This window comes from Actinomadura bangladeshensis, assembly GCF_004348335.1.
GTDB classification, from domain to species: domain Bacteria; phylum Actinomycetota; class Actinomycetes; order Streptosporangiales; family Streptosporangiaceae; genus Spirillospora; species Spirillospora bangladeshensis.
Genome location: NZ_SMJW01000027.1, coordinates 1 through 24,975, shown reverse-complemented (window position 1 = coordinate 24,975; position 24,975 = coordinate 1). Strand labels below are relative to the sequence as shown.

Below are 24,975 nucleotides of genomic sequence, written 5' to 3'. Positions count from 1 at the left end.
GGAGTCGTTGATCAAGTGATCTGTATTCGAAGCGGCGGTCTCAGAGGTGGTCACTTGGAGTGGTCGTCGGGGGCGTAGTGGTTCCACGTTCCGCCGGCGTCGGCGGCGACTCGTGTCGTGGTGACGTGGTGGCAGCCGAGGGATTTGGCGATGACGGGGGCCGGGGTCTGGAGAACGAGCTGGCGGAGGGCTGCTGGCCGGGCGGCGCCGGTGAGGAAGCCTGCGCGGCGTAGGTGCTCGCGGATGCCGCTGGGGTTGGCGGGTTGACCCGCGCGGCGGCCGGGGAACAGCCACCGAGTGCCGGTGTTGGTCGCGGTGTTGAGGTGGGGTCGGTCGTCGGCCAGCTTGAGCAGGAGGGTGGCGAAGGGTTCGGGCACCGGGGTTGGTGGGTTGCCGAGGCGGAGGTGTAGTTCGCCGTCTTGGTGGGTGAGGTCGTCGAGGGTGAGACGAACGATCCGGGTGATGGGCTGGGCGTAGAGGAGCGTGAGACAGGCCGCGACCCGGGTGGGCAAGGCTAGGCGCTCGTCGGTGAGAGCTCGCCGGAGGAGTTGAAGGCGGCGGCGTTGAGACATAGGTGCTGCCTTGGCGACCGTCGGGGTCGGAACCCGCAGCTTGGGCATGTGGCCGTCGTGCATGGCCCAGCGCAGGAAGACCCGAAGCGTGTTGTGCTGGTGCTGTGGATGAGTGGCGTGCCAGGCGTCGAGCAGGGCTTGTGTGCAGGAGGCCAGGGTCTGGCCTGAGGTGTCGAGCCAGGTCAGGAACCCGTGGGCCGCCTTGAGCTGTTCGCCGGCGAAGTTGCGGGAGCCGGGTGTGAGTGGCTTGATCGCGGCGCGGGCGCGCATGCGGGGTAGCTGGTGCCAGGTGGCGAAGGCGCGCAGCAGTCGTTGGTGAGGGTCGTCGTGGAGTTCGGCGAGTCGGTGAGCGAGCCAGGTCTCGTGATGAAGGAGCTGCTTGTCGATCATGGGCAGTGCCCCGCTGGCCATGAGCAGGTCGCGCAGGTGAGCGACGGTTCTCCAGTTCGGGAGTTGGTGGAGTGCCTCGTGGGTGAGCGGGGTAGTTCCGCGCGCGAGGTCGCTGATGAGGCCGCGAACGTGGGAGCGTCGCAGCCAGGTCCAGGTCGATTTGGGGTTGGGTGAGGCGATCAGCCGGTCGGCGAGTATCCGGAGCGCCGGGGTGATCGCGCCGGTTCCGTCGTCGAAGACGGCGTGGACCAGGTCGGTCAGGGTGCATCGGGTGCAGAGCCGACCTGAATAGAGCTGGCCCTCGAATCCGCAGCGGGAGCAGAAGAAGTCACGCGTGATGCGTGCGCAGTCCCGGTAGATCTCGGCGCCGTGGCTGTCGCGGCCGGGCAGGAGCCGGTCGGTTCCGCAGCTCGGGCAGGTGCCGTAGGTGTTCTCGGCCCGGTGCAGGCAGGTCCTGCAGATCGGCCCGTCAGACCAGTTCGCGGCCTTGGCGGCTCTTCGGCCGCAGCGGGCGCAGTCGCGGATGTGGTGGCGTTCGTAGCGTTCTCGGGCGAGGCGGCGGGTGGAGCTCACTGGTCGGGGCGGATCCGGGCTCGCTTGGGCCTGATCGGGGCGATCTGCGCTGAGGTGCCGCTGGTCTCGCCGGTGGCGGTCCGGCGGGGCGCCGCGTTCTCCGCCTTGGTGGCGATCAGGTCGGAGGGGGTGCAGTCGAAGATGTCGCAGAGCGCGGCGAGGATCGCCAGGGAGAGCCGTTCGGGCGTGTGGGTGACCAGCCGCCAGGTCTGGACCGAGGACAGGGTGATGCCGCGGTCGGCGAGTGGCTGGGCGAGGTCGGTGGCGGTGAACATGCCGTGGGCGGCCATCGTCTCTCGCAGCCGCCATTGGTAGCTGACCTGGCGTTTCATCGGTTCGTCCTTCTGGTGCTGAGGGCGGCGTTCACGGTCGATTCCATCGCTTGGCGCAGGGTTCGGGTGCGGAAGTCCGAGGACACGCAGGTGTAGAGGGAGGTGGTGCTCGCGTGCTCGTGGCCGACCTGCTCCTGGACGAATCTAGGGTCCCAGCCGTCCTCGATGAGGTGGGTGACGTAGGAGCGGCGGAAGGAATGGAAGTCCAGGCCAGAATCGAGGCCGAGCGCGTCGCGGTAGGCGGCGAAGCGGGTGTTGATCTGGGAGAACCCGATCCGGGGGCTGCGTTCGGATGGCCAAAGAGCCGTCGAGGTCGCCGCATGGGTGAATCCCGGCCGGGCTTCGGTGACCCATTGGTCGAGGTTGTCGATGATCCAGTCCATCCCGCCGATCCCGTCGCGCGGGCCAACGGTCAGGACACTGCGTCGTTTGGGTGGCGAGCCCTTCATCGCCTTGCCCCAGCGGACGTAGCAGACGCCGAAGTCGCCGAAAACGTGGGCGTGCGGGTTGGGGCCGAAGTCGACCACGTCCAGCATCCGGGTTTCGCGGCGGCGCAGCCCGTAGGCGTAGGCGGTCTTGAACAAGGTGGCGTCCCGGAACGCCGGGAGCCAGCCCTTGCGGCCGGCGCCGCTGACCCGGTGGATCTGATCATCGGCGTGGTCGAAGAAGGCTTGCAGCTCATCGCGGGTGAAGGCGCGCTTGGCGGGATCAGCTTCGTTTTCTTGCAGGTGGACGGCGGTGTTCCACTCGTGGCAGACCTGGATCGGGTGGGTGCCGAACCGGCGCTGGCACTCGCCGGCCCAGCCGTAGGCGGGGTCGGTGAGGAAGGCACAGAACGAGCGGACGGCCTCGGCGTAGTTGCGCAGCGTTGAGTGCCGCAGGTGCCGGACGGCCCGCAGATCACCCAGCCACTCGTCCACCATCTGCGGCGTCCAGTTCCACGGGAACGCGTCGGCGTGACGGGAGAACGCCTTCACCGCGTTCTCCCGTCCCTCGATCGTGGAGAATGCGAGGTTGCGGGCGAGCTGCTGATTGCGCCATCCCTCCAGCATCGCTGCGGCGACCTGTTCCTCGGGACGCAACAGCACCGCCCCACCGACCAGATGCAGGCCCGCCGCACCCGGCGCCGTCCCGTCATGGCTCACGCTCCGCCACCCTCCACCGATTACATCAGACGAAAGGTTATTTCATCCGAAGTAATCGTCTGGCAAGTGTGCAGGTGGGAGCATAGATCGGTGATCAAGGATCTGACCGAGATGAGCGAGCGCGAGTACTTCGCCAACGTCAGACGCCGACCGGGGATGTTCGTGGTCGGCGGCCGGCTTGCGGGCCTGGAGGCATTCCTGACCGGCTACGACCAGCACGCCATCCGCCATGGCGGGCCCGGCCTGCAGGGGTGGACGGAATGGCTCATCGCCCGCCGCGGCGAGACCTGCAATCACGGCTGGTCAGGACACGTGCGCCACATCGCTCTCCCCGACGGCTGGGAACACTGGGACCTACCTCCAGAACAGGAAGAACGCGTCATCGACGTCCTCTTTAACCTCCTCGACGAGTACCTCGCCGAACGCGAGACAGACTCCACGGCTTGATCCCGATCCGGCCCCCCTGGATAAGCGACGTGTCGGATGATCGCAGATTCCATCAGCCGCAATAGCAACTACTTCCAGCATCGGAACGAAAATCCGCGCTAAGCCGGACCCGCCGGGTCGGGCTAGCGCGGAAACTCGTTCCGATGCGCGTGAGCTAGGTGTTCGTGCTGAAAATGGGTGGTCGGCGATTGGATCGGGTAACGGTCTGATCTTTGGGGCGGGCGCTGGAGCGCAAGTACGGCCGGTCAGGCGTTGAAGACGGCCTCGGAGCGGTCGCGGTTTTCGTGCAGGTCCCAGTACAGGGGGGCGATCTGCTCGGGCGTGGCGGTCGGGCCGGCTTCCGGGGCGGCCACGACGCCCGCGCCGATCCAGACGTTGATCGCCACGTGCCCGGCGTACACGCCGGTGCCGGCCAGTTCCTTGTTCAGGTTGATCACCCAGTTGCGCAGAGCCGCCTGGGCCGCGTTGGCGTTGCCGAGCATCGGCACCGGGTCCACCGAACCGCCACCGGTGGTGAACAGCAGGGTCCCGGCGCCCTTCTCGCGCATCGCGGGCAGTACCGCCTGGACGGCCGTCACGGCGCCGTAGAAGCCGTACTCGATCATCGGCTGCAGATTGTCGACCGTGACCTGCGAGGGAGCGGCCAGGGTGAGACCGGGCACCGGAGAGTGGGGGGCCGGTGAATACTCCAGTACGTCGATGCCGCCGAAGCGGGCCTCGGCCGCGGCCAGGGCATCGGTCAGTGAGGCGGGGTCGAGGATGTCGGCGGGGAACCCGGCGGCCGTGACGCCTTCCTGGCCGAGCTGGTCGACCAGCGTTTCCAGCTTCTCCTTGGTGCGGGCGATCAGGGCGACGTCGAAGCCGCGGCCGCCGAAGGTGCGGGCGATGGCCAGGCCCATGCCCGGGCCGGCGCCGACGATGGCGAGAGTGGGCACGTGAGACCTCTTTCGTGTCGTGGCCGCCGGGACATGCGGAGACCCGATGCCCGGTCGGCGTGTGGATCAGCTGTGCAGATCGGACGTGTGGCTCAGATGCGGGCGGCCTGGTCGGTGGGAACCGCGCAGCCGTCCGGGCCGCGGGTCGCCGCGCCGTACTTGGCCAGCGCGAATTCGCGGACGCTGAGCGTGCGGTCCTCGGGGAGGCCACTGCCCAGAGGGAACGAGCGGTGGACCACCTCCATGCGGCCGCTGTGCTCGACGCACTCCACGGCCCGAGCCAGCCGATGGCCGCCCAGACCGCACCAGGGCCAGGCGATCTCAGCCCAGATCTCTGCCTTCACGGCCTGACCTCCTATTCCTACTGTTTGTGCGTAACGTCATTGTGGGCCAGTACGGAAGGCGATACAAAAGGCACATCGGTGTGCGCGACGGAGGGGAACGGGCGCTATGCAGGACAGCGCGGGTGTCGGGATGGCGGCTTCGGTCGGACCGTGCGCGAGCATCCCCGCCGAGCACATGGACTTCATCCGCCAGGTGCTCGACCGGGTGGGCGACAAGTGGAGCATGTTGATCATCGCTGTCCTGGAAGGCGGCCCGATGCGCTACACCGACGTGCAGCGCCAGATCCCGGGCATCTCCCAGCGCATGCTGACCCACACCCTCCGCCAGCTCACAAAGGACGGGTTGATCAGCCGTACCGCCTACGCCGAGGTGCCACCGCGCGTCGAGTACGCGCTCGCCCCGCTCGGCGGCGGCCTGAACGACATCGTCAAGCAGCTGATCAATTGGGCGGCCGACCACCACGACGAGATCCGCGCCAACCGTTCCCGGGCCGGCACCACCGCCTCCTCCGCGTCCCGGTCCTGAGTCGCGGGCCCGCCAAGGCCCACCGCCTCCAGCGACCGGGCCACACCGCTTTCCACTGCGAAGTTCAGCAAGCGGCGCTCAGCGTCCTATCTCCCCCGCTTCTGGATCCGGCGTGGAGCTTGGAGACGATGTTCCTTACCCATCGTCACGACGGCCAAGGAACACCTCCGTCACCGAGAATTACCTTTTCGGCGGTGCGAAGCTGCACGTCACTGGGCCAGCCCCACAGCCGGAGTCTGAATGACACCGAAAGCACTGCTCTGATACCAGAACGTCGGACTTTTAATCCGTAGGTTGTGCGCGGGCGGCTCCCCGGCCCTGCGGCTGCCGGTGCGCGCCGTCCGCCAGGGCGGCGCACTTGAGCTGGCTGGGGGGCGAGGTCGCCGTCATCGTCCGCGCCGGCACTCCCCACGGGCTGCCGACACGCTGCCGCTTCGCGATGCCGACCGTGACACCCGCGTGTCGTTGCGGTTATCCGTGGAGCGTCGATTGCGCGGGTTCGGGCCCTCTTGGAGAAACCCGGGCATAGGGGAGCACCCATCGTGCCCAACGGCAGCCTGACCACTAAACAGGGCCGAGCGGCGGCCGGGCCGCCGGTGCCCGCGATCGGAACGGTCAGGCGCGTTCCGACGCCGCGGGCCGGCGTCCCTCCGGGCCGGCGGTGCGGCGGGCTTCGTGCGCGGCGGCCAGCAGGAGGTAGGCGCTGGCCGTCCAGGTGTAGGCGCGGTCGCGGAGGCCCGCGCCGGTGAGGGCGTCGAAGTTCTCGGCGAAGCCGGAGCGTTCGCACAGGGCGCGGAAGCGGGCGCTGATCTCGTCGGCGAGCGCGGTGCGGCCGGCGCGGCGCAGGCCGTCCTCGATCAGGACGGTCGCGGGGGCCCAGATGGGGCCGCGCCAGTACCCGTCGGAACGGTAGTGCGGCGACGCGGGCAGTTCGGTGGCCAGGCCGAACTCGGTGAGGTGCGCGGAGATCCGGTCGGCGAGGGCGTCCGCGGCGGACGGCGGGAGGTCGGCGCCGAGGACGATCGGCATCAGGTCGAGCAGGCCGTCGGTGTGCCAGGTGTCCCCGGAGCCGACGCCCCGCGTGGCGAAGCGGTCGCCCTGCCAGAGGCGGGCGAAGAGCTCGGCCTGCAGCTCGTCGGCGGTGGCCGTCCAGTGGGCGGCGGGACGGCCGAGTTCGGCGCCGAGCCGCGCCAGCTCCCGCATCTGCAGGATCAGGAACGCGCTCAGGTCTGCGGTCTCGACGACCCGCTCGGGGTCGAAGGCCGTCGCGTTGTCCCAGCCGCTGTCGTTGCCGTGCTCGTAGTGCGGGAACGGGCTGCCCTGGGCGCGGCGCGCGGTGAGCCAGAACTGCGTCCACTTCTCAAGTTGGGCGTAAACGCGTTCGAGCTCGGAACGGTCCAACCGCAGGCGGCGGCGCAGGTGGCCGAACGCCCAGCCGTGGATCGGCGGCTTGACGTAGTTGAAGAGGACCTCCGAATGCGTCACCGAGTCGGGCAGGGCACCGGACGGGTCCTGGTGGTCGAACAGGATCTGGTACTGGTCCCAGGCCAGTCCGGGGTCACCGGCGGCCAGGGCGAGGGCGTTGAAGCAGTGGTCCCAGCTCCACACCTTGTTCATCCAGTGCTTGGACATCAGGACGCCCGGACGTCCGAGGAAACCGGCGGGCCGGACGGTGGCCGACCACAGGACGTAGGCGGCCAGGTCGGCGGCGGGGGTGTCCGGGTTGCGCCAGGGCGCGATGGCGTCCGCGAAGGCCGCGAAGGCCGACCGGGACGCCGCGGCGACGGCGTCGAACGGCGCGGACGGGGAGTAGGGCGGACGGGCCGTGCCGTACTCCTCGATCGCCGCCTCCCAGTCCCCGCCGCCGGCACCGAACGTCAGGCCGCGTCCGGCCTCCCCGAGGGCCTGGGCGCCGTGCGCGGCGGCCTCGCCCGCGATCAGCGTCACGCGGTAGCGGCGTCCGGTCTCGTAGGAGGTGAAGACGTGGACGCCGGCGGCGTCGTAGAAGTAGGTCCCGGTGAACGGGGTCAGCTCGGTGATCGCGGCGTCCAGCCGCAGCGCGAGGCCGGAGCCGCGGAGCCGCACCGTGTCCGGCGACTCGAACGCCGCCTCGATCGTGCCGGACGGATGCGCCCAGGCCAGCCGACCGGGCGTGGCGGTGATCGCCGTGGCGGCCCGGGCGCCGTCCTCCATCGGGGTGAGGCGCAGCACCGGGTTCAGCCCGCCCTGGTGCGAGATCAGGTGGAGGTCTTCGGCGTAGGTGGCCAGCGCGGTGACGGGCGAGAGGGCAAGCCAGGAGCCGAAGGTGCTGAACGGGATTTCCTGGACGGAGAAGGAGGGTCCGGGCGTCATGGAGAAGCGAACTCGTTTCTGAAGAGGGGGAAGGGAGTCAGTCCTTGACGGCGCCGGCGGTGGCCCCCGCGGCGATGTAGCGCTGCGCGCCGATCAGGATCAGCGTGGTCGGGACCGACGCCACGACCGCGGCGGCCATGATGGCGTTCCACTGCTGGTTGTTGTTGCCGATGTAGTGGTAGATCCCGAGGGTGATCGGCCGGTACCGCCCGCCGCCGTCCAGCGTGCTGGCGAAGATGAAGTCCGACCACGACCACAGGAACGCGAACAGCGAGACGGTGACGACGCTGTTGCGGCTGATCGGCAGCACGATCGACCAGAAGGTGCGGAATGTCCCCGCGCCGTCCACGCGGGACGCCTGCAGCAGCTCCCGGGGGATGCCCGCCATGAAGGCGGTGAAGATCAGCACCCCGAACGGGACGGCGAGCGTGGAGTCGGCGAGGATCAGGCCGGGCAGCGTGTTCAGCACACCGAGGTTCAGGTAGATCGCGTAGAACCCCATCGCCATGATGATCCCGGGGATCATCTGCGCGGCGAGCAGCAGGAAGCTCAGCGCCCCGGAGCCGCGGGGGCGCAGCAGCCCGAGCGCGTAGCCCGCCGGAGCGGCGATCACCACGGTCAGCAGCACGGTGCCGAGCCCGACGAGCAGGCTCGTGCCGAGGTAGGGGAGCTGCTGGTCCAGGACGGCGCGGTAGCCGTCCAGGGTGGGGTGCGCGGGGAAGAAGGACGGCGGGGTGCGCCGCATGTCCTCGTCCCGGGTGAGCGAGTTGTTGAGCATCCAGTAGACCGGGAACAGCATGATCGCGGTCAGCAGCAGCGCGATCGCGGTCTTCCACCAGGATCTCGTCGCGTTCACGGTGCCGCGCTTCACAGGGCCTCCCGCTGCCGGCGCTCGAAGCGGATGTACAGCAGGCCGAACGCCAGGGCCGCCAGCACCAGCAGGTTGCCGACGGCGGCGCCGGGCCCGAAGGACGGCAGCGGGTTGGCGAACCCGAGCTGGTAGGACCAGGTGGCGAACGTCGCGGAGGAGTCCGCGGGCCCGCCCCGCGTCATGATCCAGATGAGGTCGAACACCTTCAGCGTGTAGACCAGGCCGAGCATCAGCGTGATCGCCGATACGGGGCGCAGCAGCGGGAACGCGATCCGCCAGAACCGCTGCCAGGCGGACGCGCCGTCCAGCGCCGCCGCCTCGTACAACTCGTCCGGGACGGACTGCAGCCCGCTGTACAGGATGACCAGGTTGAACGGGATCCCGATCCAGATGTTGGCGATCGTCACCGAGGCCAGCGACCAATGCGGCGAGGTCAGCCAGTCCACCGGCCCGATCCCGCCCAGGCCCAGCAGCCAGTTGACGGCGCCGGCCTCGGAGTTCAGCAGCAGCGTCCAGGTCGACGCCGACACGATCAGCGGCAGCAGCCACGGCACCAGGAAGAGGGCCCGCAGCACCACCGAGAGCTTGAAGTGCCGGTTGAAGAACACGGCCAGGCCGAGCCCGATGAAGAACTGGAACACCAGCGACACCAGCGTGAACACCGCGGTGTGCCACAGCGCGGGCCAGAACGTCGCGTCGCGCACGACCTCGGCGTAGTTGTCCAGCCCCGCGAACGGCGCCCCGCCGTGGACGAACGACCGGACGTTGTAGTCCCGCAGGCTCAACTCGACATTGCGGTAGAGGGGATAGGCGTAGAACAGGACGAGGTAGGCCACCAGCGGCAAGAGAAAAGCCCAGGCCGTCCAGTGCCCCGAGCGGCGATGCGCCGCCTTCGGCCGAGCGCGGGAGGCGGCGCGGCCCGCCGCTTCCGTGGCCCTCCCTGCGTGGCGGGCGCGCTGCGTCGTGTCGTTCATCGCGTCACTTCACCGACGTCTGGGCCTTCGCCATCGCCTCCTGGGGCGTGGCCGATCCGCTCAACGCGCTCTGCACGGCCGTCCACATCTGCTGGGAGATCTTCGGGTACTTGGTGCCGAGGTTGTCGCTCGTGCGCCCCTTCGCCGCGTGCACCGCGTCCACCCAGACCTTCAACTCGGGCTTGGCCTCGACCTGCTTCTGCTGGATCTGGGTCGTCGGCGCGATGTAGGAGAGCGTGCTGACGGCGGTGTAGGAGTCGTCCCCGCTGGTCAGGCAGTCGCCGATCTTCTTGGACGTGCCGTAGCGGCCGGTGTCGTCCTGCACCGGGACGGTCACGAACTCGCCCCCGGTCGGGGCCGGGGCGGTGCCGCCGTCCTTCCCGGGGAGCGGGATGATCCCGTACGGGAAGCCCGCCTTCTTGACGTTCTCCAGTTGCCAGGTGCCGTTCTCGGCGAAGGCGTAGTCGCCGGTCGCGAACTCCTGCCAACTGGTGGTCTGCGTGTTGTTCAGGACCGACTTGGGCGCGTAGCCCTTCTTCACCCAGTCGGACCACAGCGTCAGGGCGTCGACCGACTGCGGCGCGTCGAGGCCGGTGAGTTGCGCGCCCGCGCCCCAGAACCAGGGCAGGAACTGGAAGCTGCCCTCTTCGGTGCCGATCGCGGAGAAGGTGATGCCCTTCTTGCCGGCCGCCTTCACCTTCTGCAGCGCGGCGGTGAGGCTCGTCCAGTCCTTGATCGTGGAGACGTCGACGTCCGCGGCCTTCAGGACCTTCTCGTTGTAGAAGAGCGCGAGAGTGTTCGCGCCGATCGGGATCCCGTAGGTCTTGCCACCGGCCTGCCCGGCCGCCAGCAGGTTCGGCTGGATCGTCGACGTGTCGGTGCCGGTCTCGGCCGTCGTGGTCAGGACGCCGGCCTCGGCGAGCGTCGACACCACCGGGTTGTCCACGATGAGGACGTCCGGCGCGTTGCCCTGCTGCGCGGCGAGCAGCGCCTTGTTGGTCAGGTCCGTGGTGTCGTAGGCGGTGCGCTTCACCTTGACCCCCGCGCCGGCGCCGCACTTGTCCAGCAGCTTCGCCCAGTCGGAGCCCGCCTGGTACTGGGGGTAGGGGTCCCAGACCGTGTAGCTGCCGGGATCGGCGGCGTCGCCGCCGGACGAGCAGCCGGCGGCCGAGGCAATGGCGAGCGCGGCGACGCCCGCTGCCAGGACGCGGGTCCTGTAGCGGGGAAGAGGGTGGGTCATCGCGGATTCCTTTCCGGCGCGGATCCCAGCGCGCGGGCTGGGTCGAACCGGTTCGCCGAACCGGTTCGATGCACCATAAACGGCTGCGCGCCGCCGGTCAATGGCGGCGGGCGCATCGATTCCGCAGTCCTACGAAGGGCTCCCCTCGACGAACCGGTTCGCTCATGCGTGACAACCGATATCGTGAGCGCACGGGTTGGAGGAACTTTGTCGAATCGGTTCGATGACGCGGCGTCCGTGACGATCGGGGAGATCGCGCGGCGGGCGCGGGTGTCGCGCAGCACGGTGTCCTACGCGCTGAGCGGGAAGCGTCCGGTCTCGGAGGCCACCCGGCTGCGCATCCAGCGGGTCATCGATGAGATGGGGTACCAGCCGAACGCCAGCGCGCGGGCGCTCGCACGCGGCGAGACCCGGACGCTGGGCCTGGTCTTCCCGCCCGCGAGCACGCACTACACCGACATGCAACTCGACTTCATCGGCGGCCTGGTCGACGCCGCCGCCGTCCGCGACTACGACGTCCTGATGTCGCCGGGCGGGGCGGAGGACCGCACCTTCCACCGGCTCATCGGCGAGCGGCGGGTCGACGGCGCGATCCTGATGGAGATCAGGCTGCAGGACGCCCGCGTCGACAGGATGCGCGCGACCGGCTTCCCCTTCGTGACGATCGGCCGCACCGCGCAGCCCGACGGGACCAGCTGGGTCGACCTGGACCACGGGCGGCTCGTCCAGCACTGCGTCCAGCACCTGGCGCAGCTCGGCCACCGCCGGCTCGCGCTCGTCAACCGGTCCGAGGAGCTCATCCGGGCCGGATACGAGTCGGCACGGCGGGGCCAGGACGGGTTCGAGCGGGCCCTCGCGGAACACGAGCTGACCGGCCGCTCGTACCAGTGCGGGGACGACGCCGCGTCGGGCGAGGCCTGCGTGGAGCGCATCCTGTCGGACGACCCGGGCGTCACCGGAATCGTGACCCTGAACGAGGCGGCGCTCGGCGGGCTGTACCGGGGGCTCGGCACCGCCGGCCGGGAGATCCCCCGCGACATGTCGGTCACCGGCATCGTCGGCAGCCGGTGGGCCGAAGCCGTGACACCCGCGCTCACCGCGGCCGACGTTCCCTCCCGCGAGATGGGCCGCATCGCCATCGACCTGCTGCTGGAACGCATCGGCCCCTCGGCGGCGCCGCTCCGCCACCGGCTGCTGACGCCGCCGATCTCACTGCGCGCCAGCACCGGCCCCGCCGCCCCCTGATCAGGCCGGTGCGGGGTCAGGCGTCTGGCGATGGCGCTTAGCGGGCTTATTCCGCGGCCTTGCCGGTCGCCGTGAAAATTTTCACGCCGAGGGTGATTCCGTTTCATGCTCCCTGGCCTGGGTGAATTCGGCTGAGCAGCGAGACGGAAACCGCGGCGGCTATCCGGCCATTGATGTCAGGGCTAACGTCGGCGGCGCGATCACCGGGTGGTGGACACCTTGGGGCCGCCGCCCACGGTTGGAGGCTCGGATGATTTTCGTTTCCCATGTTCGGTTCCGGCAGAGCTCCCGTGCTCGGTGGCGGCGGTCCCTCTCCCGGCAGGCGCGGTGGGCCGGCGTCCTGCTCGCGGCCGTCCTGACCGCGGCGCTTGTCGTGCCTGTGGGCGGCACCGCCCACGCCGAGTCCAACGGGGGCGTACGGGTGATGCCGCTGGGTGACTCGATCACCGACGGGATCACGGTCCCCGGCGCGTACCGGACCGGCCTGTGGCACCGGTTCGTGGACGGGGGCCACCGGGTGGACTTCGTCGGGTCGCTGTCCGGCGGGCCCGCCGAGCTCGGCGACCGCGACCACGAGGGACACTCGGGCTGGCGCATCGACCAGATCGACGCCGGCGTCGTCGGCTGGCTGCGCACGAGCACCCCGCACACCGTCCTGCTGCACATCGGCACCAACGACATCCTGCAGAACCACGACCCGGCGGGCGCACCCGCCCGGCTCTCGGCGCTGATCGACCACATCACCGCCACCGCACCGACCGCCGAGGTGTTCGTCGCGACGATCATCCCGATCGCCTGGTCGGCGCAGGAGACCGCCGTCCGGACCTACAACGCCGCGATCCCGGGGATCGTCCGGAGCAAGGCCGACGTCGGCAAGCACGTGCACCTGGTGGACATGCACGCCGCGCTGACCGCCGCCGACCTGGCCGACGGCGTCCATCCCAACGCCACCGGATACGACAAGATGGCCGCCGCCTGGTACACCGCGCTGCGGTCCGTGCCCGGAAGCATCGGCGACCCCGACGGCGGTACAGACCCCGGGACACGCGCCTGCACCGCCACCTACACCATGGCCGGGCAGTGGTCCGGCGGGTTCCAGGCGTCGGTCAAGGTCACCGCCGGGAGCGCACCCATCACCGGCTGGACCGTCACGTGGCGGTACGCCGGCGGCCAGAGCGTCACCCAGGCGTGGAACGCCACGATCACCTCCTCCGGGCCGGAGGTCACCGCACGCAACGCCGACTTCAACGGCTCCCTCGGCGCGGGCGCCGCCACCGAGTTCGGGTTCCTGGGCACCTGGACCGGCGCCAACGAGATCCCCGCGCTCACCTGCACCGCGTCCTGAGCGGAACACCTCCGGGAGAACATCATGAAGCTGGGAGAACAGACCACACGTCCACGACCTCGCCGCGGGCGCCGGAGCCTGGTGCTCGGCCTGTCGGCCGCCGTCGCGCTGCTCCCGGCGCTCCTGCCCGGCACGGCGCAGGCGGCGAGCACGCTGGGCGGGCAGGCGGCCGTGTCCGGGCGGTACTTCGGCACCGCGGTGGCCGCCGGCAAGCTCGGCGACTCCGTCTACTCGACGATCCTCGACCGGGAATTCACCATGATCACCCCGGAGAACGAGATGAAATGGGACACCACCGAACCGTCCCGCGGCTCGTTCAACTTCGGCCCGGCCGACCAGATCGCCGGCCACGCCGCGTCGCACGGGCAGCGCCTGCGCGGCCACACCCTGGTGTGGCACTCGCAGCTGCCCGGGTGGGTGAGCTCCATCGGGGACGCCAACACGCTGCGCAGCGTGATGAACAACCACATCACCACCGAGATGACCCACTTCAAGGGCAAGATCTACGCGTGGGACGTGGTGAACGAGGCGTTCGCCGACGGCAGCACCCAGCACCGCTCCTCGGTGTTCCAGAACGTCCTGGGCAACGGGTTCATCGAGGAGGCGTTCCGTACCGCCCGGACCGCCGACCCGGCGGCCAAGCTCTGCTACAACGACTACAACATCGAGGACTGGAACGCCCCCAAGACCCAAGGCGTCTACGCCATGGTCCGCGACTTCAAGGCGCGCGGCGTGCCCATCGACTGCGTCGGCTTCCAGAGCCACTTCGGCTCGGGCGGTCCGCCGGCGAGTTTCCAGACCACGCTGTCCAACTTCGCCGCCCTCGGCGTGGACGTCCAGATCACCGAGTTGGACATCGCACAGGCGCCGTCCACCGCGTACGCCAACACCGTCCGCGCCTGCATGAACGTGTCACGCTGCACCGGCATCACCACCTGGGGCATCCGCGACAGCGACTCCTGGCGCAGCGGGGACAACCCGCTGCTGTTCGACGGCAACGGCAACAAGAAGCCCGCCTACGACGCGGTTCTGTCCGCGTTGGGCGGCGGAGGCACCACCCCTCCCCCGCCCACCGGTAGCTGCTCGGTCGAATACACCGTGACCTCGCAATGGCCGGGCGGATTCACCGCCAATGTCGAGGTGACCAACCTCGGCACTGCCGTCAACGGCTGGACCCTGACGTGGTCGTTCGGCGCCGGGCAACGCGTCACGCAGGCATGGAACTCCTCCATCACGCAGAACGGCGCGGACGTCACGGCTCGCAACGTCGACTGGAACGGCGTGCTGGCCGCCGACGGCAGCACGAACTTCGGGTTCAACGCGTCCTGGAACGACAACGCCAACCCCGCGCCAACGAGCTTCGCGCTCAACGGCACCGCTTGCACCCACGGATGATCACCATGCATCGGAAACCTCCGGCCAGGCGGTGGCACGCCGCCGCGCCGGCCCTGCTCCTCGCGCCCGTGATCGCGCTGGCGTCGCCCGCCGCAGCGTCGGCGCGGGACGCGACAACGTCCCCGGGCGCAAGCCGGGCCCTGGGCAACGGGCTGGCCTCGACACCCCCCATGGGCTGGAACGACTGGAACGCCTACGGCTGCAACGTCAACGAGCAACTGGTACGGCGGACCGCGCTGGCCATGCACGACAACGGCATGCAGGCGGCCGGATACCAGTACGTCAACATCGACGATTGCTGGATGACCCGCAACCGGGACGCGAACGGCAACCTGGTCGCCGACCCCGTCAAGTTCCCCAGCGGGATCGCCGCGGTCGCCGACTACGTGCACTCGCTCGGCCTGAAGTTCGGCATCTACGAGGACGCCGGCACCGCGACGTGCGCCGGATTCCCCGGCAGCTACGGGCACGAGCAGCAGGACGCCGGGCTCTTCGCCTCCTGGGGAGTCGACTACGTCAAGTACGACTGGTGCAACGTCCCGTTCAGCGGCTTCCCGGGGCAGTCGCACCAGCAGGTCGCCCGGACCCTGTACACGCGCATGCGGGACGCGCTGGCGGCGACCGGCCGCCCGATCGTCTTCAGCATGTGCAACGGCTGGGACGGCAGCGTCCAGCCGTGGACCTGGGCCGCACCGGTGGCGAACCTGTGGCGTACCACGGTCGACATCCAGCCCAGCTACTCCAGCATGCTGTCCAACTTCCGCACCAACGTCGGATTGGCCCGCTACGCCGGGCCCGGGGCGTGGAACGACCCCGACATGCTCGAGATCGGCAACGGGATGAGCGCCGTCGAGGACCGGACGGAGTTCAGCCTGTGGGCGGAGATGGCCGCACCGCTCATCGAGGGCTCCGACGTGGCCGATCCCAGCCCGGCCACGCTGTCGGTCCTGACCAACAAGGCCGTGATCGCCGTGGACCAGGACCCCCTGGGCGAGCAGGGCACCCAGGTGTCCTCGTCCGGCGGCCTCCACGTGCTGGCCAAGCCCCTCGCCAACGGGGACGTGTCGGTGGTCCTGTTCAACGAGACCGGATCCACCGCCACCATCTCCACCACGGCCGCCGCCGTCGGGAAGTCGGGGGCCTCCAGCTACACGCTGACCGACCTGTGGACCGGAGGCACCTCGACGACCACGGGCACGATCAGCGCCTCCGTCCCCGCGCACGGCACCGTCATGTACCGGATGGCGGGCGGCACCACCACACCCTCCGGGGCCGTCCGCGCGGTCGGGGCGGGCAAATGCCTGGACGTGCCGAACTCCACCCAGGACAACGGCGCCCAGGTACAGATCTGGGACTGCAACGGGGGCTCCAACCAGAGCTGGACCCGCACGTCCTCCCGCCAGCTCACCGCGTACGGCGGTACGAAATGCCTGGACGCCTACGACAACCAGACGTCCCCCGGCACGAAGGTGGAGATCTGGGACTGCAACGGAGGAGCGAACCAGCAGTGGCAGGTCAACGCCAACGGCACCATCACCGGCGTGCAGTCCGGGTTGTGCCTGGACGTGACCGGCGCCGGGACCGGCAACGGCACACCGGTCGAGCTGTGGACCTGCAACGGCGGCTCCAACCAGCAATGGGCCTTTGACTGAGTCTCGTTCATACGCGCCCGTACGTCACGGACTCCGCAGCGACCGGGCCCTGCCGCGCGGCTTTCACACCGCGGGCAGGGCCCGTTCGCTGCGCTATCCAAGGTCCACTGCTGATGTGGCGTCGTGCATGGTGGCAGGGCCGTGCCCGGCGAAGGTGCGGTGGGCGGCACCGTGGCCGCCGACGCGATCGCCGCTCGACGCCTGGCGGGATCCGGCATCCGGCCTCCCGGTGATCGAAGGCATTGAGGAGCGCTCCCACTCCTCGAATCGATTCGACGCGACCGTAGTCCGGCCCGAGGGGCGGTGGAGAGCCCCCTTTCACGGCTTTCACGCCATCGGCGAGCGGTGACGCGTCCGGCGGCGGCGCCGCCCCGGAACTGCCCGCCGGCCGCGTCCCTCGCGTGACCCTTGACACACGGACGCGTCGAGCTGAGACTGGGAGCGCTCCCACTCCCCGCGCCCTGGCCGGTCCTCGACGGCCGGGGTTCCCGAAGGGAGTGCCCCGTGACGATCATCGAACCCTCCGCGGCGCCGTTCGCCGAGGAACCGCGCGGCCGCACCGCGACCCTCGCGCAGGTCGCCAGCCTCGCCGGCGTGTCACCCGCGACCGCCTCCCGCGTGCTCACCGGCTCGGTCCGGGTGAGCCACCAGGCGCGCCGCCGGGTAGAGGCGGCCGTGGAACGCCTCGGCTACGTGCGGCGCCGCTCGCAGCCGCCGGACGGCCGGTCCTCCGGCGCGGTCGCGGTCGTGGTGTGCGACGACAGCTCCCGTGTCTTCGGCGACCCGTTCTATGCCCGGCTCCTGTGGGGCGTGCGGCGGGAGCTCGCCGGCCGCGGGCCGATCGTCATCCTGACGGTCGGCCATCCCGGCGAATGGGAGGTCACCGCCGACTACCTGCGCAGTGAGTGCCTCGACGGGGTCCTGCTCGTCGGCGCGCACCGCGGCCGGCCCGTGTCGGTGATGCGCGCGGTGGCCGGAGTCCCGGTGGTGGTGGCGGGACGTCCCCTCGACGAGGTGGCCGTGCCGTACGTGGACGCCGACAACCGGGGCGGAGCGCTCGCGGCCGTCAGCCACCTGCTGGCCACGGGCCGATCCCGGATCGGCACGCTCGCCGGTCCGGCCAGGCTTGCGGCCGGCGTCGACCGGCTGGCGGGTTACCGGATCGGCGCGCGGCAGGCGGGGATGGACATGACCGGCCTGGTCGGGTACGGCGACTTCGGCCGCCTGTCCGGTGAGCTCGCCATGCAGCGGCTGCTGGACCGCCGCCCCGACCTCGACGCGGTGCTGGCCGCCTCCGACCTGATGGCGGTCGGCGCGTTGCGCGCGCTGCGGCGGGCCGGCCGGCGGGTGCCCGACGACGTGGCGGTCGTCGGGTTCGACGACGCCCCGGTGGCCCGGCAGGTGCGGCCGCGCCTGACCACGGTGCGCCAGCCCGCCGAGGACCTGGGCATCCGGCTCGCTCGCGAACTGCGCGCCTGCGAAGGCCGACGGGCATCCGAGGGACGCGGTGTCGTGCTGGCGACCAAGCTGATCGTCCGCGAGTCCGCCTGAACCGCCCCGGCCCCGCCGCCACCGGACCGGGTCATGAAAAAAATCCACCGGACGAGGCCGTTCATTGACTTATCGAATCGGTTCGATCACGCTCGGATCGTCCCCCTCGAAAGGCTCCCCTCATGACTTCGTCGTCATTCCAGTTCAGCCGCCGCCAACTGATCGTCACGGCCGGAATCACCGGGGCCGCCGCGGCCACCGGCCTGTTGAGGCCGGGAACCGCGCGGGCAGCGGCGCCGAGCGGCTACGCCCCGACGTGGGCGTCGGTGGACCAGCATCCACCGGCTCCGGAGTGGTTCCAGGACGCCAAGTTCGGCGTCTACTACCACTGGGGCGTCTTCAGCGTCCCGGCGTTCGGGAATGAGTGGTACCCGCGCAACATGTACATCGCCGGCTCCAATGAGAACAACCATCACAGGAGCGTCTACGGCGATCCCGCCGTGTGGCCGTACCACAACTTCATCAACGGCGCCCGGGACAGGGCCGGAGGCTGGGTGCAGTTCGCACCCAAGCTGAGATCCGCCGGCGGCGCCTTCGACCCCGGCGAATGGGCGCAGCTCTTCGCCGACGCCGGAGCCAGGTTCGCCGGACCGGTGGCCGAGCACCACGACGGCTTCTCGATGTGGAACAGCACCGTCAACGAATGGAACTCGGTGGCCACCGGGCCCCGGCTCGACCTGCTGCGGCAGCACGCCGACGCCATCCGCGCCAAGGGCCTCAAACTGTTCGTGTCACTGCACCACGCGTACAACTTCACCGGCTACTACGACCACGTGCCGCAGCAGTCGACGACCTCCCTGCGGAAGCTGTACGGCCAGCTCGACTGGGGCACGCAGGTCCAGCTCTGGTACGACAAGCTCCGCGAGGTCATCGACGGCTACCAGCCCGACATCATCTACCAGGACTTCAACCTCAGCCGTATCGACGAGCCGCAGCGCCTCAATTTCCTGGCCCACTACTACAACCAGGCCATCGCCTGGAACAAAGAAGTGGTCGCCACGTACAAGGACGGGTTCAACAACCGGGGCGAGGTCTACGACTTCGAGCGCGGTGGACCGGCCGACATCCAGACCCCCTACTGGCTGACCGACGACAGCGTCTCCAGTTCCAGCTGGTGCTACACCGTGGGCATCGGCTACTACTCGACCAACGCCCTGCTGCACTCGCTGATCGACCGGGTCAGCAAGAACGGCAACATGGTGCTGAACATCGCGCCGATGGCCGACGGCACCATCCCGTCCGGGCAGCGGGACATCCTCCTCGGCATCGGTGACCACCTCAAACGCTTCGGCGAATCCATCTACGCGACCCGGGCCTGGACGGCCTACGGCGAGGGCCCCACGAAGATGGGCGGCGGCTCGTTCACCACGCCGCGGGAGGGCACCGGCAAGGACATCCGGTTCACCCGCAGCAAGGACAACACCGTCCTCTACGCGACGGTGCTGGGCTGGCCGGGCGGCACGCTGAACATCGCCACGCTGAGCTCCAACCGCATCAACCTGAGCTCGCTGACCTCGGTGCGGCTGCTCGGCCCCGCCGCCGGGGAGTCCGTCGACCTGCCCGACCACGGCCAGGACGGTTCCGGCCTGCACATCTCGATGCCCTCGGCCACCGCCCCGTTCGGCGCGCGGGCGTACGTGGTCAGGCTCACCTTCTCCGGCCAGATCCCCGCGCTGGGCTCGGGCCCGGCTCCGACCGGCTGGGTACGGATCGCGAACGTCACCAGCGGCCTGGTCCTGGACAGCGGCGGAAACGTCGCCTCCGGGTCGGTGCTCAAGCAATGGAACTACGACGGCAGCACCAACCTGCAATGGCAACTGGTCGATGCGGGCGGCGGCTACTACCGCATCGTCAACCGCACCAACGGAATGGTCGCCGACAGCTGGGGCGACGCCGCCAACGGCGCCTCCGCACGGCAAGCACAGTGGAACGGCGGCGGCAATCAGCAATGGAGGCTGAACAGCCTCGGCAACGGCCGCTACCAGATCATCAACCGGGGCACCGGAACCGCCCTCGACGGCGCGGGCGCCACCGCGATCGGCTCCACCACGGTCCTCTGGGCGCCCAACTCCAGCACCAACAACCAATGGACCATCACCGAGATCTGACCAAGAGACCGTCGTCAACGTGAACTGGTGGCAGTTCACCGCCACCGCCCGCTGACAGCGGTCGACGAGAGGCGCCGGCCGGACGTCTGGTACGTCCGGCCGGCGCAGATCGCGGGTACTGATCCTCGGGTCACAAGGTCAGGTACGACTCCACTTCTGGCTGTCGCCGCCGCTGCACGTCCCCAGTTGGACGAGGGTGCCGTTGGCGGCCCCGGAACCGGTCGGGTCGAGGCACAGGCCCGACTGCACGCCGGTGACCGTGCCGTCGGCGTTCACGTTCCACTGCTGGTTGGCGCCGCCGTGGCAATCCCAGATGATCACCTTGGTGCCGGGTGAGGTGCCGTTCGCATACGCGTCCAGACACTTGGAGCCGTACACCTGCAACTCTTTGGACGAGGTCAGGGCCCATTGTTGGTTGGACCCGCCGTTGCAGTCCCACAGCTCCACCTGCGTCCCGTTGGTCTGCGACAAGCCCGGTACGTCCAGGCACCGGCCGGAGCCGGCATTCACCAGGGTCGACGCCGGGGGCGGCGGCGGGTTGCCGCCATCGAGCTGGGTGAAGAAGTCCCACACCACGCCCGAGGTCCAGGTGCGCCAGCCGCCACAGGCGCACCCGTCGATCGGGCCGGGGTCGTGGCCCGCTCCGTCGAACGCGGCCCAGACGACCGGATATCCGGATGTGCAGCCGGAGTAGGCGGTCACGATGTGCGTCAGGCTGCCGTACGCGGGTTCGGGCGGGTTCTGGGGGGCGCAGCCGTTGTTCCTCACGAACGCGTCGCGCAGTCCCCGTCCCAGCGAGATGTTCAGGACGTTGTCCCTGATGCCGTGCAGCCCGATGTATGCGACGGGCTGGGTGCCGCCGCTGCATCCGCTGAGGTTCGCGCCGGAGTAGACCGCGACCGCGCGGAAGACCGTCGGCCGGGCACAGGCGAGGGCGTACGACATCGCGCCGCCGTAGCTGAAACCGGAGGAGAAGATCTGCCCCGTGTCGACGCACAGGCCGGCCTCGATCTGCCGGAGCATGTCGTCGACGAACATCACGTCCCGGCCGTTGGAATTGGCCCAGCCGTTGTTGATGCCCTGGGGCGCGACGAAAATGGTCGTGTCGCCCGCGCTGTCGGCGAGCCGCCTGAGTCCGTAGTAGGACCAGTTGTACCCGTCGGTCCCGCCGGAGTCGACATCGTTGGCGGTGCCGCCGTTCCAGTGGAATCCGAAGATCAACCGGTACGGGTGGCCGCTGTCGTAGTTCGCGGGGACGCGCAGGATGTAGCCGCGGTTCTGGCCGCTGCTCGTGATCGAATGGCTGCCGCTCGCCAGCGTTGGGGCCTTGCCGCATCCGGAACTCGGCGCGGGGGCGGCCGACCTCACGGTTGAGCCGCTGATGGGGCCGCTGCCGAACGCCGTGCCGCCCATGGGGCCGCTGCCGAACGCCGTGCCGACCGTGACCAGGGCGAGGACCGCCGCGACCAGGGCCGGCAGGAACAGCATTCTGTGCCGCAATTCCTCCTCCTTCACAAAAGGCCGCAGAGGAAATGTCCGGCATGACCGGTGACAGTTCTCGGCGCCGGGTGGATCAAGGACCTGACAATGAGCACAGGTCGCCATCTGGACGCTTCCTCATAGCGGCCGACGCCGATGGACATGACTTCTACTCGCAAATATTACCCGCGGCCGCATGACACATCCATATTCCATGAAAACACCGACCTTGTTTCACAGGAAAATGGATCGAAGCGGCTCATCGAGAAGCCCCCATGCGCTATTGGTCGCCAATCGAGAAGTCACCGATCGCACGGAGCGGCGGCTGCGCGCCGGCATTCCGCCGCCCTTCGAGGCGGCCCGCCGGTCAGGCGAGCGGGTGCCGGAGGCGCGCGGGCGCGGTCGTGCCGCGCAGCGAGATGGGCGGGGCGACGAGGACGTGGTGGTGCGGGGTGGCGGGCTCGGCGATCCGCTGGACGAGCATCTCGACGGCCTGGGCACCGAGGTCGTCGGCGGGTACATCGGAGGCGGTGAGGGGCGGATGGAGGTTCTCCGCCAGGTCCCGTGCGGCGACGCCGGTGATGGAGAAGTCGCCCGGCACCGCCCGCCCCGCCTGCGCCAGCGCGTGGTACATGCCCGGGATGGCGGCCTCGTTGATGGTGGCGACGGCGGTCAGGTCCGGGTGCTCGGCGAGGAGCCCTTCGAGGCAGGTCATCCCGGACTGGGCGTCGTCGGCGCAGCAGGTCTGCACACCCGCGAGGCCGCGTTCGGCGACCGAGCGCGCAAAGCCGGCCTGGGCGCGGTGGCCGGGACCGTACCCCGCCGCCACCAGTTCCGCGGAGCGGTTGATCAGGGCGATGCTGCGGTGTCCCAGGTCGGCCAGGTGGTGGACGCATCGGGCGATCAGCGCCTCGTAGTCGAGATCGACCCAGGACATCTCCTCCGGGCGGGCGGTGCGGCCGATGCCGACGAACGGCAGCCCGGACTCCCGCAGGCGGGTGACCCGGTCGTCCTCCAACCGGATCTCCATGAGCACGACGCCGTCCACCCGCCGGCCACCGAGCACGCGCTCGAACGAACGGTCGTGCTCACCCCCGGACGGCGACAGGAGGACGTCCAGGTCGGTGCGTGCGGCGGCGTCGACGACGCTGGCCACGAAGCCGAGTTGCATGTCGGTCAGGGACCGGCCGGCCGGGGGGATGACCAGGCCGATGGTGTGGGTCCTGCCCTCCTTGAGCGCCTTGGCGGCGGCGTTGGGCCGGTAGCCGAGTTCGTCGATGACGGCCTGGATGCGCCGCCGGGTCGCCTCCGACACCGGGCGCTTGCCGCTGAGGGCGTAGGAGACGGTGCTGCGCGACACCCCGGACCGCCTGGCGATCTCCCCGATGTCCACCGGCGCCCCCTCACCTGATCCGGCCGATTCGACCGGCTGGCCGCATCGTAGGTCGAATCGAGAGCGCCAGAGGAGCGCCTTCGGACTCCACCGTCCTAGGCCAAGGCCCATTGACCTGTGCCGTAGGCGGTCCCACGGTTGTGCGAACCGATTCGACAGATGATGGAGAGCCGCCTCGCGCGGCGGCGGCGAGGGTCGCCTCACCGCCGCCCACGAAATGCCGTGCGGGCTAGGCCCCCCGGCCCCAGAGCCGCCACGTCTGGTTGAGGGGGCTGCTCTGGCCGACGGGTTTGCAGGTCCACTGGATGACCGGGGCACCTGCGGACGTGGATACCCCGCTGACATCGACGCACTTGCCGCTGTGCCGGGCGACGAGTTGGTAGTCGTGGGGATCGTTGCCGGAGTAGGTGACTCTCCGCAGGGTGAACTGCTGGTTCGTCGCTCCGCTCAGGCAGGTCCACTGCTCGACGGCGGCGCCGTCGGCCGTGGAGGCGCCGGTGATGTCGAGGCACTTGCCCGTCTGCTGGTTGACGACGGTGTAGGTGCCCGTGCTCCCCGGGACTGGGTGGAAGTTCCACAGCTGCTGATCGCCGCCCTCGCAGTAGAACTGCTGCTGCCGGTTGCCGTCGGCGGTGCTCAGGTCCGTGTTGTCCAGGCACTGCTGGGAGTGCTGGACGACCGCGACGGACTGGAAGCCGCCGTCGCCGGGAGGCAGGAGTGTGATGGTGAAGGCGTCGTCGGCGTTGCCGTGCGGCAGGTTGATCGTCGTACCGTCGCCGGACAGGGTCACGACGGTGTCCTGAACGGTGACCGGGCCCTGGACCGCGCCGCCGCCGTTGTGGGGGACGCGCTGGGCGACGACCCGTACCCGGTTGTTCTGCACGATGCCGCTCGTCGTGTCGAGGCGCCGCAGGCCGACCGCGATGTTGCCCGTCGTGCCCCCTCCGCCGACCAGGACCTTCGCGACTCCGTCCGCCTTGGTGGCGAACGCGTCGTAGGCGGGGCTGGGCGTCACACTGACGATCCGGCCGGTCTGCGACCCGTAGAAGCGATAGACCCACCACTCCCCCTTCGGCAGGTGCCGGCCCGCCGAGTTGCGGACGAGCAGGTTCGCGAGGTCGTTGTGCAGGTTGCCGCCGCCCGCCCAGTTGGCGCGCAGGCCGTCCGCACCGGCCCGCTCCAGCCGCGCGATGTACCAGGCGCCGTCGCCCGGGTTCTGCTCGTTGGACGCCCCGTACTCGTTGATCTGGTACGGGCGCGGGTGCGGGATGTTCCGGGAATCGAGGGTGGTGTTCGCCGCCGCGACGTTGGCCACCGGGTCGCCCGGCAGCGCGTGCCAGCTGACGATGTCGGGCACGACGTTGCCGGCGCGGACGAAGTCGAGGAACTGGTTCCACCACGCGTACGTGGTCGACGGGACGCACGCGCAACTCGGGCCCACGATCAGGTGCGTCGGGAACGCAGCCCGGACGCGCTGGTACGCGCGCCGCCACATCTCGAAGTACTGGGACTGGGGACGGTTCCAGAAGAGCGTGATGTTGGGCTCGTTCCAGAGGTCCCACTGCACCGGCACGCCCGTCGCCCGCACGTCGTCGATCACGCGGGTGAGGAAGCTGTCGTAGTCGGTCCAGTCGCCGTTGTCGCCGGGGAAGCGGGAGATCGGGTAGCCGTCGGCCCCCCACAGGTCGTGGACGAGCAGGACGAACCGGCCGCCGAGCGACCGGGTGCGCAGCATCTGCGCGCGGGTCGCGTTCCACCGGCGGTCGTACTTGCCCGACACCCAGCCGCCCGGACTGTCGAGCTGCGCCCCGCCGGCGCGCATGTACTGGAACTCGACGTCCCGGTAGAAGTGGTCGGCGGGCGCAGACGCGTCCTCCGTCATCCCGTAGATCCAGCCGGACGCCCGGTAGGTCGGGGTGCCGCCCGCCGTGGAGAAGTCGACGGCGATGGACTCGTCCGCGGCGCGGGCCGGGGCGGTGAGAACGGCGACGGAGGCTGCGACGAGCGCGCAGATCGCCAGGACGACGGCGAAGCCGCGATGCCGTCCGAGGAGTGCGGTGTCCACGCGGGTGACTCCTTTGCGAAGGGACGGGTGGGGGATCAGGG

The 24,975-nt window shown here is 69.8% G+C and carries 20 protein-coding genes; 8 read left to right on the top strand and 12 right to left on the bottom strand.

From position 1 onward, the window contains the following. Nucleotides 1-50: 50 nt before the first annotated feature. The 3 genes from E1284_RS08020 to E1284_RS08010 are packed head-to-tail and all read right to left on the bottom strand — an operon-like array spanning nucleotide 51 to nucleotide 3,012. Nucleotides 51-1,535: a hypothetical protein gene (locus E1284_RS08020; protein WP_131938359.1), complete on the bottom strand. Its 1,485-nt coding sequence runs from the start codon at nucleotides 1,533-1,535 to the stop codon at nucleotides 51-53. Next, the gene (locus E1284_RS08015; RefSeq protein WP_131938358.1) at nucleotides 1,532-1,867 is read right to left on the bottom strand and encodes a helix-turn-helix domain-containing protein; all 336 of its coding nucleotides are present in this window, start codon (nucleotides 1,865-1,867) and stop codon (nucleotides 1,532-1,534) included. Before E1284_RS08015 ends, E1284_RS08020 begins: the two co-directional genes overlap by 4 nt. Next, nucleotides 1,864-3,012: a tyrosine-type recombinase/integrase gene (locus E1284_RS08010; RefSeq protein ID WP_243714333.1), complete on the bottom strand. Its 1,149-nt coding sequence runs from the start codon at nucleotides 3,010-3,012 to the stop codon at nucleotides 1,864-1,866. Before E1284_RS08010 ends, E1284_RS08015 begins: the two co-directional genes overlap by 4 nt. Before the next feature lie 90 nt (nucleotides 3,013-3,102). On the opposite strand from E1284_RS08010, the gene E1284_RS08005 reads away from it, so the two are divergent. Continuing rightward, the gene (locus E1284_RS08005) at nucleotides 3,103-3,459 is read left to right on the top strand and encodes a hypothetical protein (RefSeq protein WP_207923628.1); all 357 of its coding nucleotides are present in this window, start codon (nucleotides 3,103-3,105) and stop codon (nucleotides 3,457-3,459) included. A 245-nt stretch (nucleotides 3,460-3,704) separates the two neighbouring features. Here E1284_RS08005 and E1284_RS08000 read toward each other — a convergent pair whose 3' ends face one another. Together E1284_RS08000 and E1284_RS07995 are read right to left on the bottom strand one after the other, a co-directional pair. Further along, the gene (locus E1284_RS08000; protein WP_131938357.1) at nucleotides 3,705-4,394 is read right to left on the bottom strand and encodes an SDR family NAD(P)-dependent oxidoreductase; all 690 of its coding nucleotides are present in this window, start codon (nucleotides 4,392-4,394) and stop codon (nucleotides 3,705-3,707) included. Between the two features lie 92 nt (nucleotides 4,395-4,486). Continuing rightward, complete coding sequence (locus E1284_RS07995; RefSeq protein WP_131938356.1) at nucleotides 4,487-4,738, bottom strand: thioredoxin domain-containing protein; 252 nt, start codon at nucleotides 4,736-4,738, stop codon at nucleotides 4,487-4,489. 130 nt (nucleotides 4,739-4,868) lie between these two features. On the opposite strand from E1284_RS07995, the gene E1284_RS07990 reads away from it, so the two are divergent. Further along, nucleotides 4,869-5,264, top strand: a complete 396-nt coding sequence (locus tag E1284_RS07990; RefSeq protein WP_207923627.1) for a winged helix-turn-helix transcriptional regulator — start codon at nucleotides 4,869-4,871, stop codon at nucleotides 5,262-5,264. Between the two features lie 615 nt (nucleotides 5,265-5,879). On the opposite strand, the gene E1284_RS07985 is transcribed toward E1284_RS07990, so the two are convergent. From E1284_RS07985 to E1284_RS07970, 4 genes are read right to left on the bottom strand one after another with little or no spacing between them, the layout of a single operon-like run. Continuing rightward, complete coding sequence (locus tag E1284_RS07985; RefSeq protein WP_131938354.1) at nucleotides 5,880-7,616, bottom strand: amylo-alpha-1,6-glucosidase; 1,737 nt, start codon at nucleotides 7,614-7,616, stop codon at nucleotides 5,880-5,882. 37 nt (nucleotides 7,617-7,653) lie between these two features. Then, nucleotides 7,654-8,487 carry a carbohydrate ABC transporter permease gene (locus E1284_RS07980; RefSeq protein ID WP_243714332.1) on the bottom strand — a complete coding sequence of 278 codons (834 nt, stop codon included), beginning with the start codon at nucleotides 8,485-8,487 and terminating at the stop codon, nucleotides 7,654-7,656. Next, nucleotides 8,484-9,461, bottom strand: a complete 978-nt coding sequence (locus E1284_RS07975; RefSeq protein WP_131938353.1) for a carbohydrate ABC transporter permease — start codon at nucleotides 9,459-9,461, stop codon at nucleotides 8,484-8,486. The genes E1284_RS07980 and E1284_RS07975 overlap by 4 nt, the downstream gene beginning before the upstream one ends. Before the next feature lie 4 nt (nucleotides 9,462-9,465). Beyond that, entirely contained in the window at nucleotides 9,466-10,701 is a 1,236-nt protein-coding gene (locus E1284_RS07970) for a sugar ABC transporter substrate-binding protein (RefSeq protein WP_131938352.1), read from the bottom strand. A gap of 207 nt (nucleotides 10,702-10,908) precedes the next feature. Between E1284_RS07970 and E1284_RS07965 the strand changes: the two genes are divergently transcribed. From E1284_RS07965 to E1284_RS42975, 6 genes are all read left to right on the top strand, one after another. Continuing rightward, nucleotides 10,909-11,946, top strand: a complete 1,038-nt coding sequence (locus tag E1284_RS07965) for a LacI family DNA-binding transcriptional regulator (protein ID WP_207923626.1) — start codon at nucleotides 10,909-10,911, stop codon at nucleotides 11,944-11,946. Between the two features lie 250 nt (nucleotides 11,947-12,196). Then, nucleotides 12,197-13,291, top strand: coding sequence for a cellulose binding domain-containing protein (locus E1284_RS07960; protein ID WP_131938351.1), 1,095 nt, complete (start codon nucleotides 12,197-12,199; stop codon nucleotides 13,289-13,291). Nucleotides 13,292-13,315: 24 nt separating this feature from the next. Further along, nucleotides 13,316-14,686 carry a glycoside hydrolase family 10 protein gene (locus tag E1284_RS07955; protein WP_131938350.1) on the top strand — a complete coding sequence of 457 codons (1,371 nt, stop codon included), beginning with the start codon at nucleotides 13,316-13,318 and terminating at the stop codon, nucleotides 14,684-14,686. Nucleotides 14,687-14,691: 5 nt separating this feature from the next. Further along, nucleotides 14,692-16,338, top strand: a complete 1,647-nt coding sequence (locus tag E1284_RS07950; protein WP_131938349.1) for a glycoside hydrolase family 27 protein — start codon at nucleotides 14,692-14,694, stop codon at nucleotides 16,336-16,338. 504 nt (nucleotides 16,339-16,842) lie between these two features. Further along, the gene (locus E1284_RS07945) at nucleotides 16,843-17,889 is read left to right on the top strand and encodes a LacI family DNA-binding transcriptional regulator (protein ID WP_207923625.1); all 1,047 of its coding nucleotides are present in this window, start codon (nucleotides 16,843-16,845) and stop codon (nucleotides 17,887-17,889) included. A gap of 122 nt (nucleotides 17,890-18,011) precedes the next feature. Continuing rightward, a complete protein-coding gene (locus E1284_RS42975; protein ID WP_131938348.1) occupies nucleotides 18,012-19,997 on the top strand; it encodes an alpha-L-fucosidase in 1,986 nt (661 codons plus the stop codon). Nucleotides 19,998-20,135: 138 nt separating this feature from the next. Here the strand turns inward: E1284_RS42975 and E1284_RS07935 are convergent, their stop codons facing one another. From E1284_RS07935 to E1284_RS07925, 3 genes are all read right to left on the bottom strand, one after another. After that, nucleotides 20,136-21,497: an RICIN domain-containing protein gene (locus E1284_RS07935; protein WP_243714331.1), complete on the bottom strand. Its 1,362-nt coding sequence runs from the start codon at nucleotides 21,495-21,497 to the stop codon at nucleotides 20,136-20,138. Between the two features lie 346 nt (nucleotides 21,498-21,843). Further along, nucleotides 21,844-22,869, bottom strand: coding sequence for a LacI family DNA-binding transcriptional regulator (locus E1284_RS07930; protein ID WP_131938347.1), 1,026 nt, complete (start codon nucleotides 22,867-22,869; stop codon nucleotides 21,844-21,846). A 229-nt stretch (nucleotides 22,870-23,098) separates the two neighbouring features. Beyond that, nucleotides 23,099-24,934 (bottom strand): RICIN domain-containing protein, encoded by a 1,836-nt coding sequence (locus tag E1284_RS07925; RefSeq protein WP_131938346.1) that lies wholly within the window; start codon nucleotides 24,932-24,934, stop codon nucleotides 23,099-23,101. Between the last annotated feature and the right edge of the window lie 41 nt (nucleotides 24,935-24,975).

What these genes read in the sequence shown, in the direction of transcription:
- E1284_RS08015 (WP_131938358.1), bottom strand. Translation starts at nt 1,867, where the DNA reads ATGAAACGCCAGGTCAGCTACCAATGGCGGCTGCGAGAGACGATGGCC.
- E1284_RS07990 (WP_207923627.1), top strand. Translation starts at nt 4,869, where the DNA reads ATGGCGGCTTCGGTCGGACCGTGCGCGAGCATCCCCGCCGAGCACATG.
- E1284_RS07985 (WP_131938354.1), bottom strand. Translation starts at nt 7,616, where the DNA reads ATGACGCCCGGACCCTCCTTCTCCGTCCAGGAAATCCCGTTCAGCACC.
- E1284_RS07975 (WP_131938353.1), bottom strand. Translation starts at nt 9,461, where the DNA reads ATGAACGACACGACGCAGCGCGCCCGCCACGCAGGGAGGGCCACGGAA.
- E1284_RS07970 (WP_131938352.1), bottom strand. Translation starts at nt 10,701, where the DNA reads ATGACCCACCCTCTTCCCCGCTACAGGACCCGCGTCCTGGCAGCGGGC.
- E1284_RS07960 (WP_131938351.1), top strand. Translation starts at nt 12,197, where the DNA reads ATGATTTTCGTTTCCCATGTTCGGTTCCGGCAGAGCTCCCGTGCTCGG.
- E1284_RS07955 (WP_131938350.1), top strand. Translation starts at nt 13,316, where the DNA reads ATGAAGCTGGGAGAACAGACCACACGTCCACGACCTCGCCGCGGGCGC.
- E1284_RS07950 (WP_131938349.1), top strand. Translation starts at nt 14,692, where the DNA reads ATGCATCGGAAACCTCCGGCCAGGCGGTGGCACGCCGCCGCGCCGGCC.
- E1284_RS42975 (WP_131938348.1), top strand. Translation starts at nt 18,012, where the DNA reads ATGACTTCGTCGTCATTCCAGTTCAGCCGCCGCCAACTGATCGTCACG.